This window comes from Novosphingobium sp. KCTC 2891, from assembly GCF_025938155.1.
GTDB lineage: Bacteria > Pseudomonadota > Alphaproteobacteria > Sphingomonadales > Sphingomonadaceae > Novosphingobium.
The window spans coordinates 486710-501471 of record NZ_JAPCZG010000002.1; the positions used below are offsets into that span (position 1 = coordinate 486710).

Annotated in this window: 15 protein-coding genes; 8 read left to right on the forward strand and 7 right to left on the reverse strand. The window is 67.0% G+C overall.

Annotated elements, in window-relative coordinates; genetic code table 11:
* Window positions 1–88: 88 nt before the first annotated feature.
* Both OLX02_RS05970 and OLX02_RS05975 read right to left on the reverse strand, forming a co-directional pair.
* The gene (locus OLX02_RS05970; protein ID WP_264421066.1) at window positions 89–1402 is read right to left on the reverse strand and encodes a homoserine dehydrogenase; all 1314 of its coding nucleotides are present in this window, start codon (window positions 1400–1402) and stop codon (window positions 89–91) included.
* A gap of 49 nt (window positions 1403–1451) precedes the next feature.
* The gene (locus OLX02_RS05975; protein ID WP_264421068.1) at window positions 1452–2375 is read right to left on the reverse strand and encodes a hypothetical protein; all 924 of its coding nucleotides are present in this window, start codon (window positions 2373–2375) and stop codon (window positions 1452–1454) included.
* Between the two features lie 328 nt (window positions 2376–2703).
* Between OLX02_RS05975 and OLX02_RS05980 the strand changes: the two genes are divergently transcribed.
* The 4 genes from OLX02_RS05980 (at window position 2704) to OLX02_RS05995 (ending at window position 5314) form a co-directional block, all read left to right on the forward strand.
* Window positions 2704–3363 carry an energy transducer TonB gene (locus OLX02_RS05980; RefSeq protein WP_264421070.1) on the forward strand — a complete coding sequence of 220 codons (660 nt, stop codon included), beginning with the start codon at window positions 2704–2706 and terminating at the stop codon, window positions 3361–3363.
* A 68-nt stretch (window positions 3364–3431) separates the two neighbouring features.
* Window positions 3432–4181, forward strand: a complete 750-nt coding sequence (locus OLX02_RS05985) for a MotA/TolQ/ExbB proton channel family protein (RefSeq protein WP_264421072.1) — start codon at window positions 3432–3434, stop codon at window positions 4179–4181.
* Window positions 4182–4309: 128 nt separating this feature from the next.
* Complete coding sequence (locus OLX02_RS05990) at window positions 4310–4837, forward strand: ExbD/TolR family protein (protein ID WP_264421074.1); 528 nt, start codon at window positions 4310–4312, stop codon at window positions 4835–4837.
* A gap of 45 nt (window positions 4838–4882) precedes the next feature.
* Window positions 4883–5314 (forward strand): ExbD/TolR family protein, encoded by a 432-nt coding sequence (locus OLX02_RS05995; RefSeq protein ID WP_264421076.1) that lies wholly within the window; start codon window positions 4883–4885, stop codon window positions 5312–5314.
* A 106-nt stretch (window positions 5315–5420) separates the two neighbouring features.
* On the opposite strand, the gene OLX02_RS06000 is transcribed toward OLX02_RS05995, so the two are convergent.
* Window positions 5421–7862 carry a ligase-associated DNA damage response DEXH box helicase gene (locus OLX02_RS06000; RefSeq protein ID WP_264421078.1) on the reverse strand — a complete coding sequence of 814 codons (2442 nt, stop codon included), beginning with the start codon at window positions 7860–7862 and terminating at the stop codon, window positions 5421–5423.
* Between the two features lie 159 nt (window positions 7863–8021).
* On the opposite strand from OLX02_RS06000, the gene OLX02_RS06005 reads away from it, so the two are divergent.
* Window positions 8022–8921, forward strand: coding sequence for a BON domain-containing protein (locus OLX02_RS06005; RefSeq protein WP_264421080.1), 900 nt, complete (start codon window positions 8022–8024; stop codon window positions 8919–8921).
* Between the two features lie 76 nt (window positions 8922–8997).
* Here the strand turns inward: OLX02_RS06005 and pgmG are convergent, their stop codons facing one another.
* The 3 genes from pgmG to OLX02_RS06020 form a co-directional block, all read right to left on the reverse strand.
* On the reverse strand, window positions 8998–10401 hold the full coding sequence (gene pgmG / locus OLX02_RS06010) for a phosphoglucomutase/phosphomannomutase PgmG (RefSeq protein WP_264421082.1): 1404 nt from the start codon (window positions 10399–10401) through the stop codon (window positions 8998–9000).
* Window positions 10402–10474: 73 nt separating this feature from the next.
* Entirely contained in the window at window positions 10475–10768 is a 294-nt protein-coding gene (locus OLX02_RS06015; RefSeq protein ID WP_264421084.1) for a molecular chaperone DnaJ, read from the reverse strand.
* A complete protein-coding gene (locus OLX02_RS06020) occupies window positions 10765–11583 on the reverse strand; it encodes a division plane positioning ATPase MipZ (RefSeq protein WP_264421086.1) in 819 nt (272 codons plus the stop codon). The genes OLX02_RS06015 and OLX02_RS06020 overlap by 4 nt, the downstream gene beginning before the upstream one ends.
* 124 nt (window positions 11584–11707) lie before the next feature.
* On the opposite strand from OLX02_RS06020, the gene panC reads away from it, so the two are divergent.
* Complete coding sequence (gene panC / locus OLX02_RS06025; protein ID WP_264421089.1) at window positions 11708–12562, forward strand: pantoate--beta-alanine ligase; 855 nt, start codon at window positions 11708–11710, stop codon at window positions 12560–12562.
* Between the two features lie 7 nt (window positions 12563–12569).
* Here the strand turns inward: panC and OLX02_RS06030 are convergent, their stop codons facing one another.
* Window positions 12570–13211 carry an energy transducer TonB gene (locus tag OLX02_RS06030; RefSeq protein ID WP_264421091.1) on the reverse strand — a complete coding sequence of 214 codons (642 nt, stop codon included), beginning with the start codon at window positions 13209–13211 and terminating at the stop codon, window positions 12570–12572.
* A gap of 219 nt (window positions 13212–13430) precedes the next feature.
* Between OLX02_RS06030 and OLX02_RS06035 the strand changes: the two genes are divergently transcribed.
* Entirely contained in the window at window positions 13431–14198 is a 768-nt protein-coding gene (locus OLX02_RS06035) for a class II aldolase/adducin family protein (protein ID WP_264421092.1), read from the forward strand.
* A gap of 41 nt (window positions 14199–14239) precedes the next feature.
* Window positions 14240–14749 carry a (2Fe-2S)-binding protein gene (locus OLX02_RS06040; protein WP_264421094.1) on the forward strand — a complete coding sequence of 170 codons (510 nt, stop codon included), beginning with the start codon at window positions 14240–14242 and terminating at the stop codon, window positions 14747–14749.
* Window positions 14750–14762 lie beyond the last annotated feature (13 nt).

Sequence of the window (14762 nt, forward strand, 5' to 3'; positions counted from 1 at the left end):
CGGTGACAGTTCGGTGGCGCCGCCGCCGCGTGACGTGGACCGCATTGCGAAAAGCGAGATCGGGGCGCCCTGACGGCGCCCCGCACGCTCAGTCTTCGAGGATGTGCATCACCAGCGGCGGTTCGGACAGGCTGGGTGAGCCTTCGAGCAGGCGCATCGCTTCGGCGATCGCGCTTTCCGGCCCTTCGTGCGTGACCATCGCGACCAGCACCTGGTCGCTGTCCACGCCCGCGCGGCCCTTCTGGATCAGGCTTTCGATCGAGACGCCCGCATCGCGCATCGCGGCGGTGATCTCGGCCAGCACGCCAGGGCGGTCGGCGACCGAGAAGCGCAAGTAGGCCTTGCCGGTGCGGTGGCCAGTTTCGGCCGGCGCGGCGCTGTCCAGTTCAGCGACCGGGATCGAGAACGGCGCGCCGATATCGCCCCGGGCAATGTCGATCAGGTCGGCCACGACCGCGCTGGCGGTGGGGCCATCGCCGGCGCCGGCGCCCTGGAACAGCAGGCGGCCGACGAAGTTGCCTTCGGCGACAACCGCGTTGGTCGCCCCGTCGACATGCGCGAGCGGATGGTCGCGGTGCACCAGATGCGGATGGACGCGCTGGAACAGCCGGCGATTGCCCTCGGCGTCGATCTCGGTGTCGGCCATGCCGATCAGGCGGATGTAGTAGCCCAGCGCGTCGGCCTGCGCGATATCGGCGGCAAGCACGCGGCGGATGCCGGTCGCGGTCACCGAGCGGAAGTCGACCGCCGTGCCGAACGCGATCGACGACAGGATCGACAGCTTGTGCGCGGCGTCGATGCCGTCGATGTCGAAGGTCGGATCGGATTCCGCATAGCCCTTGGCCTGCGCCTCGGCGAGGACGTCGGCGAAGTCGCGGCCCGTGTCCTCCATGGTGCTGAGGATGTAATTGCAGGTGCCGTTCAGGATGCCGTAGACGCGCATGATGTCGTTGGCGGCCGCGCCTTCCTTCAGGCCCTTGATTGCGGGGATGCCGCCGGCCACGGCCGCCTCGAACTTCAGCGCGACCTTGGCCGCTTCGGCCCGTGCGGCCAGTTCCAGCCCGTGGTGCGCGATCATCGCCTTGTTCGCGGTGACGAGCGCCTTGCCTGCCTCGAAGGTGGTGCGCGCCAGCGCCAAGGCCGGGCCGTCCGCCCCGCCGACGAGTTCCACCACCACGTCGACGTCAGGGCGCTCGCCGAGGATGACCATGTCATCTTCCCAGGCATAGCCCGACAGGTCGACGCCGCGGTCCTTGTGGCGATTGCGCGCGCTGATCGCGGTGATGACGATCGGCCGCCCGGCGCGGCGGGCAATCAGATCGGCATTGGTTTCGATCACCCGGATGACCCCGCCGCCCACCGTGCCAAGCCCGGCAAGCGCGATGCGCAATGGTTCGCTCATGACTTCCCCGTTCCGCCGCGCTTGCGGCCTGCTGCTGTCGCGCTGCGCCTTAGGGGAGCGGACGCGCTGCTGCAACGGGGGGCGCGGCCGGTGCGCGATTGTGCAGGCACGCACCAAGCTCGCCGAGCACCTGGGCATAGTCCTCGGCCGCGATCCGCTGGTCCTCGGGCGACCCGGAGATGTTGGTGCCCTCAGGCAGCTGGGCCGGCAGGGCGCAGGCCAGTCGGTACCAGCCCAAGGTGTCTTTCGCCGGGGGGCGTGCGGCCTGGTCCACGATCTCGCTGAAGCTCACGCCCCAGGTCGCTGCCTGGCCGGGCCGGCGCACGACCGAAAGGGAGACGGGCTTGCCGCCTTCGGTGGCGAAGAACAGCTGGGTCTCTCCTTCGCCCGCCAGGTTGCCGGGGACGTGCAGGGCCTCACGCAGGCCCGTGATCGCGGGCGGTGCGTCGGGCGCAAGCTTCTCGGTCAGGATCGCGCGCAGCCGCTGCTCGGTACCGGAAGACCATGGCAGCATGGCGTCGGGCGCCACGAGCAGCAGGTCGCCTGGCTTGGCCGGAACGGTATGTGCCAGAACGAGGACGTCCGCCTTGGAGAGCCGCGGCACCCGGCCTTTCGCATCGAGCGGCACGTCGGCGAGGAAGCGGATCGATTCGCCCAGATCCGGCCCCGCCAGCAGCGCCGTGGTGCGGGCCTCGACATAGAGGCGCGCGCTTCCGGCGGGCAGCCCCGGGGCCTGCTCGGGCTTGAGCCGGGCGACTTTGCGCACTTGCGCACGGGCGACAAGGTCGGCCGGCAGCGCGAGGTCGGCCAGATCGGCATAGGTGAGATCGAGAGGATTGGCAGCGGCGGCCGAAGCGGCAGCGGGTGCACGAATCACGCCGGCCGGTGCCTGCGCAGCTGCCCCGGCCAGAGGTGCAAGAACCATCGCCGCAGCGGTCAGCGCCGTCGGCGCGAAGAGGGGAAAGCGAAGCATCGTGACCATCCTGTGGGAGCGTTTTGCCGCCGGAATCGCCCTATATGGGGAGGCGAAAGCGTGAATCGAGACTTAACGGATAAAGCATTTGCGCGCCTCCAGCATCGGCGTTAAAGCTCGCGGCAATCGGACAGTTCATAAATAAACGTCCGAAAAGCCGCCGCCGGGTCATCTGCACCCGATGTCGGCGGTCCGGGTTGCCGGCAGGGTGGATAAATATCGCTGGATTTGGCCTATCGGGGGGAACGGTGATTCTTCCCGAGGCCCCGTCTTGGGCCGATCGAATCTCGATCGGGTCAGGGGGGGAGATCAGGAGTTATGGAGCTGAATGGCATACGCTGACCAACAGATGAGCGGTAACAAGATCACCGCGCTCATCATCGTTGCTCTCCTTCATGTCGTCGTCGGCTATGCGCTGGTCACTGGGCTGGCGTATCAGGCGTTCAAGAAGGTGAAAGAGGTAACCTCGGCGGTCAACATCGAGGAGGAAAAGCCGCCGGAGGAGCCGCCGCCGCCGCCGCCAAAGCAGGATACGCCGCCGCCGCCGATCGTAGCGCCGCCGCCGCCCATCACGTTCAATGCCCCTGCTCCGCAGGTGCAGGCCGTGACGACGCCGCCGCCGGTTGCTCCGCCGCCGGCGCCTGTGGCTGTGCAGCTTCCGCCGCCGCCCGCTGCGCCCCCGCCCCCCGCGCCGCCCACTCCGGGCACGCCCAAGGGCAATCCGGGCAGCTGGGTGACGACGAACGACTATCCGTCGCGCGCCCTGCGTGAAGAGCGCGAAGGCACGACTGGATTCCGTCTGGAATACGACGCGTCCGGGAAGCCGAGCAACTGCACCATCACCCGTTCGAGCGGCAGCCCCGATCTCGACGAGGCCACCTGCGCCAACCTCATGCGTCGTGCCCGCTTCAAGCCGGGTACGCAGGGCGGCCAGCCGGTGGGCAGTTCGTACAGCAGCTCGGTGCGCTGGGTCATCCCGAAGGATTGACCCCCGGCCAGGCCTACCCCTTTTGACTGCCCCCAGGGCACGTTTGAATTCTTGAGAGGAAGACCCGAATGTTTATCCAGACGCTCGCTGCTGCAGCGACCACCGCTGCGCCGCAGAACAAGTTCGGCTTCGCCGAAGCCCTTCAGGCTGGCGGTTTCATTTCGTACGCCACCGTGACGATCCTCGGCATCATGTCGTTCGGTTCGTTCTTCATCCTGTTCACCAAGTTCTTCGAACAGCAGAAGATCCTCGGCCAGTTCTCGGGCATCGCCGCTTTCTGGCGCGCGGGTTCGCTCAAGGAAGGCGCGACCAAGCTCGAGAAGAACTCGGCCTGGCGCCAGATCGTCGAAGACGGCATCGCCGCTGAAGACCAGGTCTCGAAGATGGACGCGACCGAAGCCCACGACTGGACCCACGGTTCGCTGGCTCGCTCGGAAGCTTCGATCAACGCGAAGCTCGCTGGCGGCCTGCCGTTCCTCGCCACCGTCGGTGCGACCTCGCCGTTCATCGGTCTGTTCGGTACCGTCGTCGGCATCTACCGCGCTCTGATCGCCATCGGCCTCGCCGGTTCGGCCTCGATCGACAAGGTCGCGGGTCCGGTCGGTGAATCGCTGATCATGACCGCGCTCGGTCTGCTCGTCGCGGTTCCCGCGGTGCTCGCCTACAACTACCTGCAGGCGCGCAACAAGCGCATCGCCGAACTGCTGACCGGCTTCAGCACCGACGTCCTCGCCAACCTCGCCTCGAAGGGCGTCGTGAAGCCGGCCGTTCCGGTCGCTGCGGCCAAGGCCGCCCCGGCCGCTCCGGTCAAGAAGTAAGTGGCCACCGGGTGTCAGCAGATCTCAAGCTGCTGACACCCCTTTCCGGAAACGCGGGTCCCGGCCGGGATCCGGGCAAGACCAGATCCCCGGCCGATCCCGTGGCTCAAACGGATAGGATGTAACCAATGGCAATGTCTGTAGGCGGCGGCGGCGAAGAACGCCCGATGTCGGACATCAATACCACGCCGCTCGTGGACGTGATGCTCGTGCTGCTGATCATCTTCCTCATCGCGGTCCCGGTTGCGATCCAGACCGTCGAAAAGCTCAAGGTGCCGGTCCTTCCTTCGGAAGAAACGCAGGACAAGGTCGAGAACCTGATGCTCTCTGTCGTGTCGACCGATGCTGCCGGGCGTGGCCCCGGCCAGGCCGGTTACGAAGGGTCCTCGCGCACTGGCCAGTGCCGGGTGTTCTTCAACAACACCACGCCGGTCGATAACCAGGAACTGTACCAGCAGGCCTTCAACCGTCTCGATGCAATCGTGAAGCGTGAAGGCGGCGCGGCCAACATGGACCCGGAAAAGATCCCCGAAGTTCACATCCGCGGGGACGTCAATGTTCCTTGGAAGTGTGTCGCCGGTGCGATCTATAATGTGCAGGCTGCGGGCTATCCCAAGGTCGGCTTCATCTCCACCCCGGTCGATCCGAACGGCTAACGCCGTTTCCCGATCGGGCCAGAGAGCGAACAGGAGTATCACCCCATGGCAATGAGCGGCGGCAAGGACGATGGCTCGCCGATGATGGAGATGAACACGACGCCGTTGATCGACGTCATGCTCGTCCTCCTCATCATGTTCATCATCACCATCCCCGTGGCCACTCACTCGGTCAACATCGACTTGCCGCAGGCGACCCCGCCTACGAACAATCCGACGGTGGACCCGGTGAAGAACAAGCTGATCCTGACGGCCCAGAACCAGATCCTCTGGAATGGTTCGCCGATCACGGAAGGCAATCTGGTCTCTCTGCTCCAGGCGACGAAGGCGATGAATCCCGAGCCGGAACTTCAGTTCCAGCCCGAGGAATACGCGTCCTACGAAATCGCCAACCGGATGCTGAAGACCATCACGCTCAGCAAGGTCACCAAGTTCGGCTTCGTCGGCAACGAGAACTTCGCTACGTTCAGCAAGTGATCGCGTCGGCGGCCTGACGGCCACGTACATCGAAAAGGGGGCGGAGCGATCCGCCCCCTTTTTGCGTGCGGCGCATTTCTTCCAGAGCGGCGATCCTGCCGGGGCGCTAACTTCTGGTCGGGCGCATGACGGCTTCCGCCAGTCCTTCGGCTTCGACCAGCAGTTCGTCATCCGCCGCGCCGGACGGCAGTGTTTCCCGGCCGATCATCACCAGCAGCGGCACAGCCAGCGGCGTCACCCGGTCCAGCCGTACGTGGACCAGCTGCGCCGCCGCGCGGTCCAGCCGGTCACCCAGCCGCCCCACGTCGGTCATCCGGGCGCGGGCATCCGCCCACGCCGCCTCGATCAGAACGTGGTCGGGCTCATACTTGCGCAGCACATCGTAGATGAGGTCGGTGGAGAAGGTCACCTGCCGGCCGCTCTTGCGCTTGCCCGGATGCTGGCGCTCGACGAGTCCGCCAATCACCGCAACTTCGCGAAAGGCACGGCGCAGCAGATAGGAGTTCTGAACCCAATCGACGAATTCGTGGGTGAGAATGTCGGGGGAGAGCAGTGCGGCGGGATCATCGACGGGCTTCAGCCCCCACACCGCCAGGGCATAGTCGTTGGCCACGAACCCCAGTGGCCCCAGCCCCGCGTCTTCCATCCGCCGTGTGATCAGCATTCCCAGCGACTGGTTCGCGTTCCAGCCCTCGAAGGTGTAATAGGTGGTGTATTCGCGGCCCCCGTGGGGGAAGCTTTCGACCAGCAGCTCGCCCGGTGCCGGCAGGCGGCTGCGCCAGTCCTGCACTTCCAGCCATTCCCGCACATCGTCGGGCAGGCGGCCCCATCCCGCCCGGTCTGCCAGCAGCGCCTGCACACGCCCGGCGAGGTGCGTGGTCAGCGGCATCCGCGCCCCCATGTAGCTGGGGATCTGACCTGACGACTTCGCCGCGCGCACGATCACTTCCAGATCGCGCAGGCTTTCCACCTCGAGGTCCATCCCGGCGAAGCGGAAGGTATCCCCGGGACTGAGCGAGGCGCCGAAGTTCTCCTCCACCCGGCCCAGCGAACGCCCGTTACGGAAGCGCACGTCGAGCATTTCGGCATCGACGATGATGCCCGCGTTGAGCCGGTGCCGTGCTGCGTGCTCGGGATGCGTCAACCGCCACAGCCCCTGCCGGTCTCGCACGATCCGCTTGAACCGGTCGTAGGCGCGCAGGGCGTATCCGCCGGTGGCAACGAACTCGAGCACGCGCTGCCACGCCGCGGCGTCGATCCAGGCGTAGGCCAGCGACGAGCGAACCTGCGCCAGCAGGGCGGTTTCATCGAAAGGCCCGGCGCAGGCGCAGGCCATGACGTGCTGGGCCAGCACGTCGAGCCCGCCGGGCCGGAAATCCTCGCCGTCCCGCTGGCCTTCGTCGACCGCGTCCTTCGCCGCCATCGCTTCCAGGAACTCGAAGCGGTTTCCCGGCACCAGCAGCGCGCGGCTTGGCTGGTCGAGCCTGTGATTAGCGCGGCCGATGCGCTGGAGCAGCCGGGACGATCCCTTCGGAGCACCCATCTGCACGACCATGTCGATATCGCCCCAGTCGACACCAAGGTCGAGGCTGGCCGTGGCGACGAGCGCGCGCAGTTCGCCGCGCGCCATCGCCCCTTCCACCTTGCGCCGGGCCTCCTTCGACAGCGATCCGTGGTGGATGCCGATGGGCAGCTTGTCGTCGTTCACGTCCCACAGCAGCTGGAAGATGTATTCGGCCAGAAAGCGCGTGTTGGTGAAGATCAGCGTGGTGCGGTTGCGCCGGATCTCGTCGTAGAGCTGCGGCACGGCCCAGGCCGCGGCATGGCCGCCCCACGGCACGCGCTCGCCCTCGGGCAGCAGGATTTCCACCTCTGGCGGCGCGCCCGGCTCTCCTTCGACCAGCGCCACCGCATCCACCTCGCCCCAAGGCGCGAGCCAGGCCCGGAACGCTTCGGGATCGGCGACGGTTGCCGAAAGTGCGGCGCGGCGCATATCGGGGGCAATTGCCTGCAGCCGTGCCAGCGAGAGCGCGAGCAGGTCACCGCGCTTGCCGGTGGCGAAGGCGTGGATCTCGTCGATCACGATGCGCTTCAGGCCTGCGAACAGCGTTGCGCTCTCGGGATAGCTGAGCAGCAGCGACAGCGATTCCGGCGTCGTCAGCAGCACGTGAGGCGGTCGGACGCGCTGGCGTGCCTTGCGGTCGGACGGGGTATCGCCGCTGCGCGTCTCGACCCGGATGGGCAGGCCCATCTCCTCGATCGGCGCCAGCAGGTTGCGCTGCACGTCGTGCGCCAGGGCCTTCAGCGGTGAGACGTAGAGCGTGTGCAGCCCTTCAGGCGCGGCGGCGCTGCCCAGCCGTGACGGGGTGAAGTCCGCAAGCGTCGGCAGGAACCCGGCCAGGGTCTTCCCCGCGCCGGTATCGGCCACGAGCAGCGCGTGCAGTCCGGCATCGGCCGCAGCCAGCATTTCGCGCTGGTGCCGCCGCGCCCGCCAGCCGCGCGCGGCGAACCAGCTTTCGATTTCGCGGGGGAGGGCGGCATCGGTCATCGTGATGGTGATAACGCGTCACGCACTGATCCGCACCCGCGATGAAGCGCCGCGCCGATGCGGTGGGGGCGCGGCACTCTCCGGCTGCGACGACCGTTGAAGTTGCATCCATGTGGCGGGCGTTTTCGTCCGCCCCACGAACGAGAGAGGAGTGCGACGATGAACGACCGCTACGACTGGCAGCGCGATCCGGCGCTGAAACGTGAGCGCGACCCCCGCGAGGACCGCAGTGCCGACTATTCCGGCGAGCAGCAGTGGGGCCGCGAAAACGGCGCCGATCGCTATGCGTCCGGCAATCAGGAGTATCGCCGCGAGAGCGGGCGCGACGCGCCGCGTGGCCGTAGCGGGTACGAGCCGCGCTATGGCACGGGCTATGGATCGGGCGCCCAGACGGGAGACTACTTCGGACCCGGCGACTATGGTTCGGGCAGCCATGCCTATTCCGCGAATTGGGACCGGGGATATGGCGTCCCGCGCAACAGCTATGGCGTCCAGGCCGGGGGCTATGGTGCTACCCGCCAGCCCGTGCAGCGCGATGCGCGCAACTGGGGCGACCGGCAGATGGGCTCTGACTACGAGCCGGGCGAGGGCTATGCCCGCGAGGATGGCCATCGCTCGTTTCTTGACCGCGCGGCGGACGAGGTCATGTCGTGGTGGGGCGATGATGGTGCGGCCCGCCGCCGCGAGGAGGATCGCCGCGAAGACCATCGCGGGCGCGGACCGGCCGACTATACGCGTTCGGACGAGCGAATTCGCGAGGACGCCAACGACCGCCTGACCGACGATTGGCAAGTCGATGCCCGCCAGATCAGCATCGCGGTCGAAAGCGGTGAAGTGACGCTGTCCGGTTCGGTCCCCACGCGACAGGAAAAGCACAGGGCTGAGGAATGCGTCGAGCGCATTTCCGGCGTGAAGCACGTGCAGAACAACTTGCGGGTCGATCAGGCGCGCGAAAAGACCTCCGGATATCGTACCGACCTGAATGCCGCGCCAAGCCGCACGGCGCCCACCGCCGCCAGCCTTGGCGGCGCCGCGATCACGCCCGACAATCGCGACTGACCCCTCTGATCCGACAAGAAAGAAGGGCGCCTCCTTGCGGGGGCGCCCTTCCTTTTGTAAATCGTGCGAGCGGCGATCAGTGCCCGGCTTGCGGTCCGCGCTCGAGCCCCGAGGCGGCGAGCTGGGCGTCGATCATGCCCATCAGCCGTGCGAGGCCTTCCTCGGTGTGGCTTTCGGCGCGGGCGACGAGCACGTCCTGCGTGTTCGAGGCGCGCAGCAGCCACCAGCCGTCGGGCGTATTGACGCGCGCGCCATCGGTGTCGTTCACCTCGGCGCCCTCGGCCTGGAGCCGCGCCTTCACTTCGTCGATCACCGCGAACTTGCGGCTTTCATCGACCTGGAAGCGCAGTTCGGGCGTGTTGATCATCGCCGGCATCTCGCCGCGCAGTTCGGTGACCGACTTCCCCAGCCGGCCCGAGGCCGCGATCAGCCGGATCGCGGCGTAGAGCGCGTCGTCAAAGCCGTAATAGTCGTGCGCGAAGAACACGTGGCCGCTCATCTCGCCGGCGAGAGGGCTGCCCGTCTCCTTCATTTTGGACTTGATGAGCGAGTGGCCGGTCTTCCACATCAGCGGTTTGCCGCCCAGTTCCGCGACCCGGTCGAACAGCGCGCGGCTGGCCTTCACATCCGCGATAATCGTCACGCCGGGCTCCATCCGGAGCAGGTCTTCGGCATAGATCATCAGCAGCTGGTCGCCCCAGATGATCCGGCCCTCGCCGTCGATCGCACCGATGCGGTCGCCGTCGCCGTCAAAAGCAACTCCGAAGTCGAGTTTTCCGGCCGCGACAGCTTCCCGAAGATCAACGAGGTTCTTCTCCTCGGTAGGATCGGGATGATGATTGGGAAAATTGCCATCGACCTCGGTGAACAGCAGGGTGTGCTTGCCGGGCAGGCGAGCGGTCAGCTTCTCGACCACGGGGCCGGCGGCGCCGTTGCCGGTATCCCATGCGATGCTGAGCGAGGCCAGCATGGCGGGATCGATTCCGTCGAGACCGCGGAGGAGCCGCTCGACGTATTCGTCCATGATGTCGACGATCTCGGACGTCCCGTTGCCCGAGACCCAGTCCCCGGTCTCGGCGAGCTTGCCGAGATCGAGTATGTCTGGACCGAAGAACGGACGCCCTTCAAATACCATCTTGAAGCCATTGTAATTGGCGGGGTTGTGGCTGCCGGTTATCTGAATGCCGCCATCTACCTGTTCCATTGACGCTGCCGCGTAATAGAGCATCGGCGTGGGGCCCATGCCGACGCGAACCACGTCGACGCCGCTGGCGTTGAGCCCTTCGACCAGCGCATGTTCGAGGATCGGCGAGCTGACGCGGCCGTCGTAGCCGACAGCGACGCGCTTGCCTCCGGCCCGGACGATGCGGGTGCCGAAGCCCCGGCCGATGGCGCGGGCGTCATCCGGCCCGAGCGTTTCTCCGATCACGCCCCGGATATCGTATTCGCGCAGCACGGTAGGGTGGAACTGGTGCGTCATGAAGGACTTGTCCCCTCTTAAATCGGTAACCGTGCCGGAAAGGCCCGGCAGGGCGTGATGGTTTGCCCCGGGATCAGGATCCCCGGCCTCGCTCTCCCAGCCGTCCGAGCAGCAGGTCGCGCGCGGCATTGGCTTCGTGTACCGCTTCCGAACTGCCCCCGCGATCCGGGTGAACCCGGGTGATGAGGCGCCGGTGGGCATCTATGATGTCCTGACGGTTCGCAGCCGTCGCTACGCCCAAAAGATTGCGGGCGCGTTTCTCTTCTACGGAACGTTCGTTTTCGCGCAGGAGTTCCCACGGCCAGCGCCCGGCCAGCATTCGCACTGCGATGCTGGCGAGAACGACCAGCCACAGGAGCTTGGTCATGCGACCCCGTCGAGCGCAGGCTGCGCCGGTGCGGCGCCCGGCATGGGCAGGTTCAGCCCCGCCACCAGCGTGCGCAGTTCCTGCCGCGCGACGAGATGGCTGGTGCCCAGTTCGCCAAGGTGGCCCTTGTCGAGCAGGGTGAGACCGCTGGGAAACAGTTCGCGGTAGATCACGCGCTCGGACAGGCCGCTGGCGACGCGGAAGCCGACGCGCTTGGAAAGCTCGGTCAGCGCCTGGTCGATGCGGCGCTGGTTGCGCGCTTCGGTAAAGCCGGTGCGGTTGCGCACAACGACCCAATCCATTTCGCGCCGCGCATCCTTGATCGTGGCCATGGCCCGCTTCTTGCGCGCTTCCCAGATCAGCTCGGCATAGAACGACAGGCGGCGGACCTTGAAGGTTTCGGCGTCCACCTGCCCGATCAGGTCGAAATCGACGAAGCTGTCGTTCAGCGGCGTCACCAAGGTATCGGCGCGGGTTGCGACGTGGCGGGCCAGCGGATCGTCGCGGCCCGGCGTGTCGAACACGATGAAGTCATGGTCGGCGCCGAGCTGTTCGGTGAGCTGGTCCAGTTCCTCGGTGCTGTCTCCGCCATAGACCGCGAACGTGGCGGTGGGGAGCGCAACCTGCCGGCGCTTCTGCGTCTCGGCGCGGTTTTCGAGGTAGCGGTGCATGGTGCGCTGGCGCGCGTCGAGATCGATCGCGGCGACCCGGGCGCCCTGATAGGCTAGCGCGACGGCGACGTGCACGGCGGTCGTCGACTTGCCGGTGCCCCCCTTCTCGTTGGCGAAGACGATGCGGTGCGGGCCGGTGGACAAGGCGGTATCTCTCTCGTTGCGGTGAGCCGGGCTTGCTGCCGGCAGGGCGACACGGCTAGGGGTAGCCCCCGTAAGACCGTTGATGTCATGCCCCGACCCGGGGATTAAAGGAGAGGCCGCCCGCGTGCAAACCATCTCTCGGCTTGACGCCCTGCGCCCGGCTGTCGACCTGCTCAAGGACGGCGGCAAGACGCTCGCTTTCGTGCCCACGATGGGCGCGCTGCACGAAGGCCACCTGACCCTGGTGCGCGAGGCGAAGGCCCGCGCGGACCGGGTTGCGGTGTCGATCTTCGTCAATCCGCGCCAGTTCGGACCGAACGAGGATCTGGACGCCTATCCCCGGCGGCTGGCGGCGGATGCCGCGCTGCTCGAAGGCGAAGGTGTCGATCTGCTGTGGGCGCCCACGCCCGACCAGATGTATCCCGATGGCTATGCCACCAACATCTCGGTCTCGGGGCTCGACGCGGTACTGTGCGGCGCCGCGCGGCCGGGCCATTTCGATGGCGTGGCCACGGTGGTGAACAAGCTTTTCAACCAGGTGCGGCCCGATGTCGCTCTGTTTGGCGAGAAGGACTGGCAGCAGCTGGCCATCATCCGCCGCATGGCGCGCGATCTCGACCTGACGCAGCCCCGCGCTGATCGGATCATCGGCGTGCCCACCGTGCGCGAGGCGGACGGCCTCGCGATGAGCAGCCGCAACCAGTATCTTTCCGCCGAGGAGCGCCAGCAGGCCGCAGGGCTGAGCCGCGCGATGCGGAAGGCGATCACGGCGGTGGTGGCGGGCGAGCCGGTGGCCGGGGCGCTGGAGACGCTGCGCGCCGACGTGCTGGGGGCGGGCTTCTCCTCGATCGACTATGCCGACTTGCGCGATGCGGCGACGCTGGAGAACCTGCCGGTCTTCGACAGCCGTCCCGCGCGGCTACTGGTCGCCGCGCGGATCGGCCCGGCGCGCCTGATCGACAACATGGCCGTCGCCTGACCGGCGATCAGGGGCGCGAAGGTGTGTCGGCCGCGGCGAAGACCCGCACCGTCGTTTCCGCGATATAGGGCATGGCCGCACCCTTGGCGTCGGTGACGACCGATGGGTGGAACAGGTCGGGCTTTTCGCAGATGGCCTCGGCAATGGTGCGCTGTTCCTCGGCCTTGGGACCGCACTGGACTACGCGCGCGGAGGGATCGACCGCGATGACCAGCCCCACGTCCTCGCTGCTCGCTCCGCCGCGCAGGCTGGCCACCTTGACCACGTTGGCCGGTTCCAGCCGTGCGGCCGCCACGGCCTGCGCATCGGGCGTGCCGGGCACGTAGAGGCGGACCATCGTCGTGACCACGGCGAAGGCGGGCGTGCCATCGCGCAGGCGGGCGGGATTGTAGCGCTTCTTCAGCGTGATCTTGCAGATGTCTTTCGCCAAGCTCGCATCGCCGATGGCGCGAACCACCGAGCAGCCTTGCGGCCGTCCCTCGGTATCCACGCGGATCTCGATCGCGGCGGCGGCGGACTTGCCGCGCGCCAGGGCGTCGGCGGGGTATTCGGACTGGGTCACCATGCCCTTGATGTCCGGATCGGCGATACCGGTCGGAACCGGCTGGGTCGCAGCGGCAGCGGCGGCCAGAACGAACAAAAGTGCCATCGCATCCTCTCCTTGCCGCGTCGTGCGCGGCGTTTGGACAATGAAGATAGGACTGCGCGGACCGTTGCGCCATTGTTGCAGAATGATGTCAAAAATATTTAACAATTCGCCGGAGCGGTCACATCGCGGCGGGACGCGAGGCAGGCGCCGGATCGCTTGCGCGCGGGCGCCCTTGCGATAAGGTTGCACCCAGAAACTCAAAAAAATGGAGAGAGGATCATGGCCACCAGTCTGAGGCCGAACATCGATTGCTCCGATGCCGAGTGGCAGGCGCGGCAGGAACTGGCGGCGTGCTATCGCATCTACGACCTGCTCGGCTGGTCGGAGTCGATCTACAACCACATCTCGCTGAAAGTGCCGGGCGAGGACGGGGCATTTCTCATCAACCCCTACGGCCTGCTCTATTCCGAAGTCACTGCGTCCAACCTCGTCAAGATCGACCTCGACGGCAACAACATCGGGCCGTCGAAGTATCCGGTGAACAAGGCGGGCTTCACCCAGCACGGCTATTTCCACCGGCACCTGCCGTGGGCGCATGCCATCGCCCACGTCCACACCACCGCGACGATGGCGGTGTGCAGCCTGGAAGAAGGGCTGATGCCGATCAACTTCTACGCCTGCAACTTCGTCGGCCAGCTTGCCTATCACGATTTCGAAGGCGTGACGGTGCGCGCGGAGGAAGGCGAGCGGCTGCTGAAGAACCTGGGCGACAAGCGCATCCTGATGCTGCGCAACCACGGCCCCGTGGTGCTGGGATCCTCGCTCCAGCAGATGTTCATCACGCAGTGGAGCCTCCAGCGCGCCTGCGAAATCCAGCTGGCGGTGCTCTCCACCGGGGCGAAGCCGATCGTCGTGCCGGACGATGTGATCGCGGTGCACCAGCGCGATCTGCGCGACGTTCAGGTGCCGGGCACGCGACCGGGCGAAACCGACTTCAACGCCTGGGTGCGCCGGATCGACCGGGTCGATCGCAGCTGGCGCGACTGAGCCCGATTCCCAGCCGCGCCAATTCCCGCTAGAGCCGGGGCATGGCGCGGCTGACGGTCAACAATCAGGCGATGGAATTCCGGCTGGAGCCGGATACCCCGCTGCTGTGGGCGCTGCGCGACGCAGCCAATCTCACCGGCACGAAATATGGCTGCGGCACGGGCGAGTGCGGCGCGTGCATGGTCATCGTCGATGGACAGGCGATGCCCTCGTGCACGCTTTCGCTGGGCGAAGCCGAAGGGCGCAGCGTGACCACCATCGAGGGGCTTTCGCCCGATCGCAGTCACCCGGTGCAGCAGGCGCTGGTGGTCGAACAGGCGATCCAGTGCGGCTTCTGCACGCCGGGACTGGTGATGAATGCCGCCGCGCTGCTGGCACGCACCGCCGATCCCACCGAGCAGGACATCGCGGCGGCGCTGACCAATATCTGCCGCTGCGGGGTCTATCCCCGGCTGGTGCGCGCGGTGCAGCGCGCCGGGCGCATCCTGCGGCGCGAGGAGCCGGGCGTTCCGCTCCCGACACCCGCCACCGCGACGACTCCGGGGCTTTAGCCGCCCCGGAATC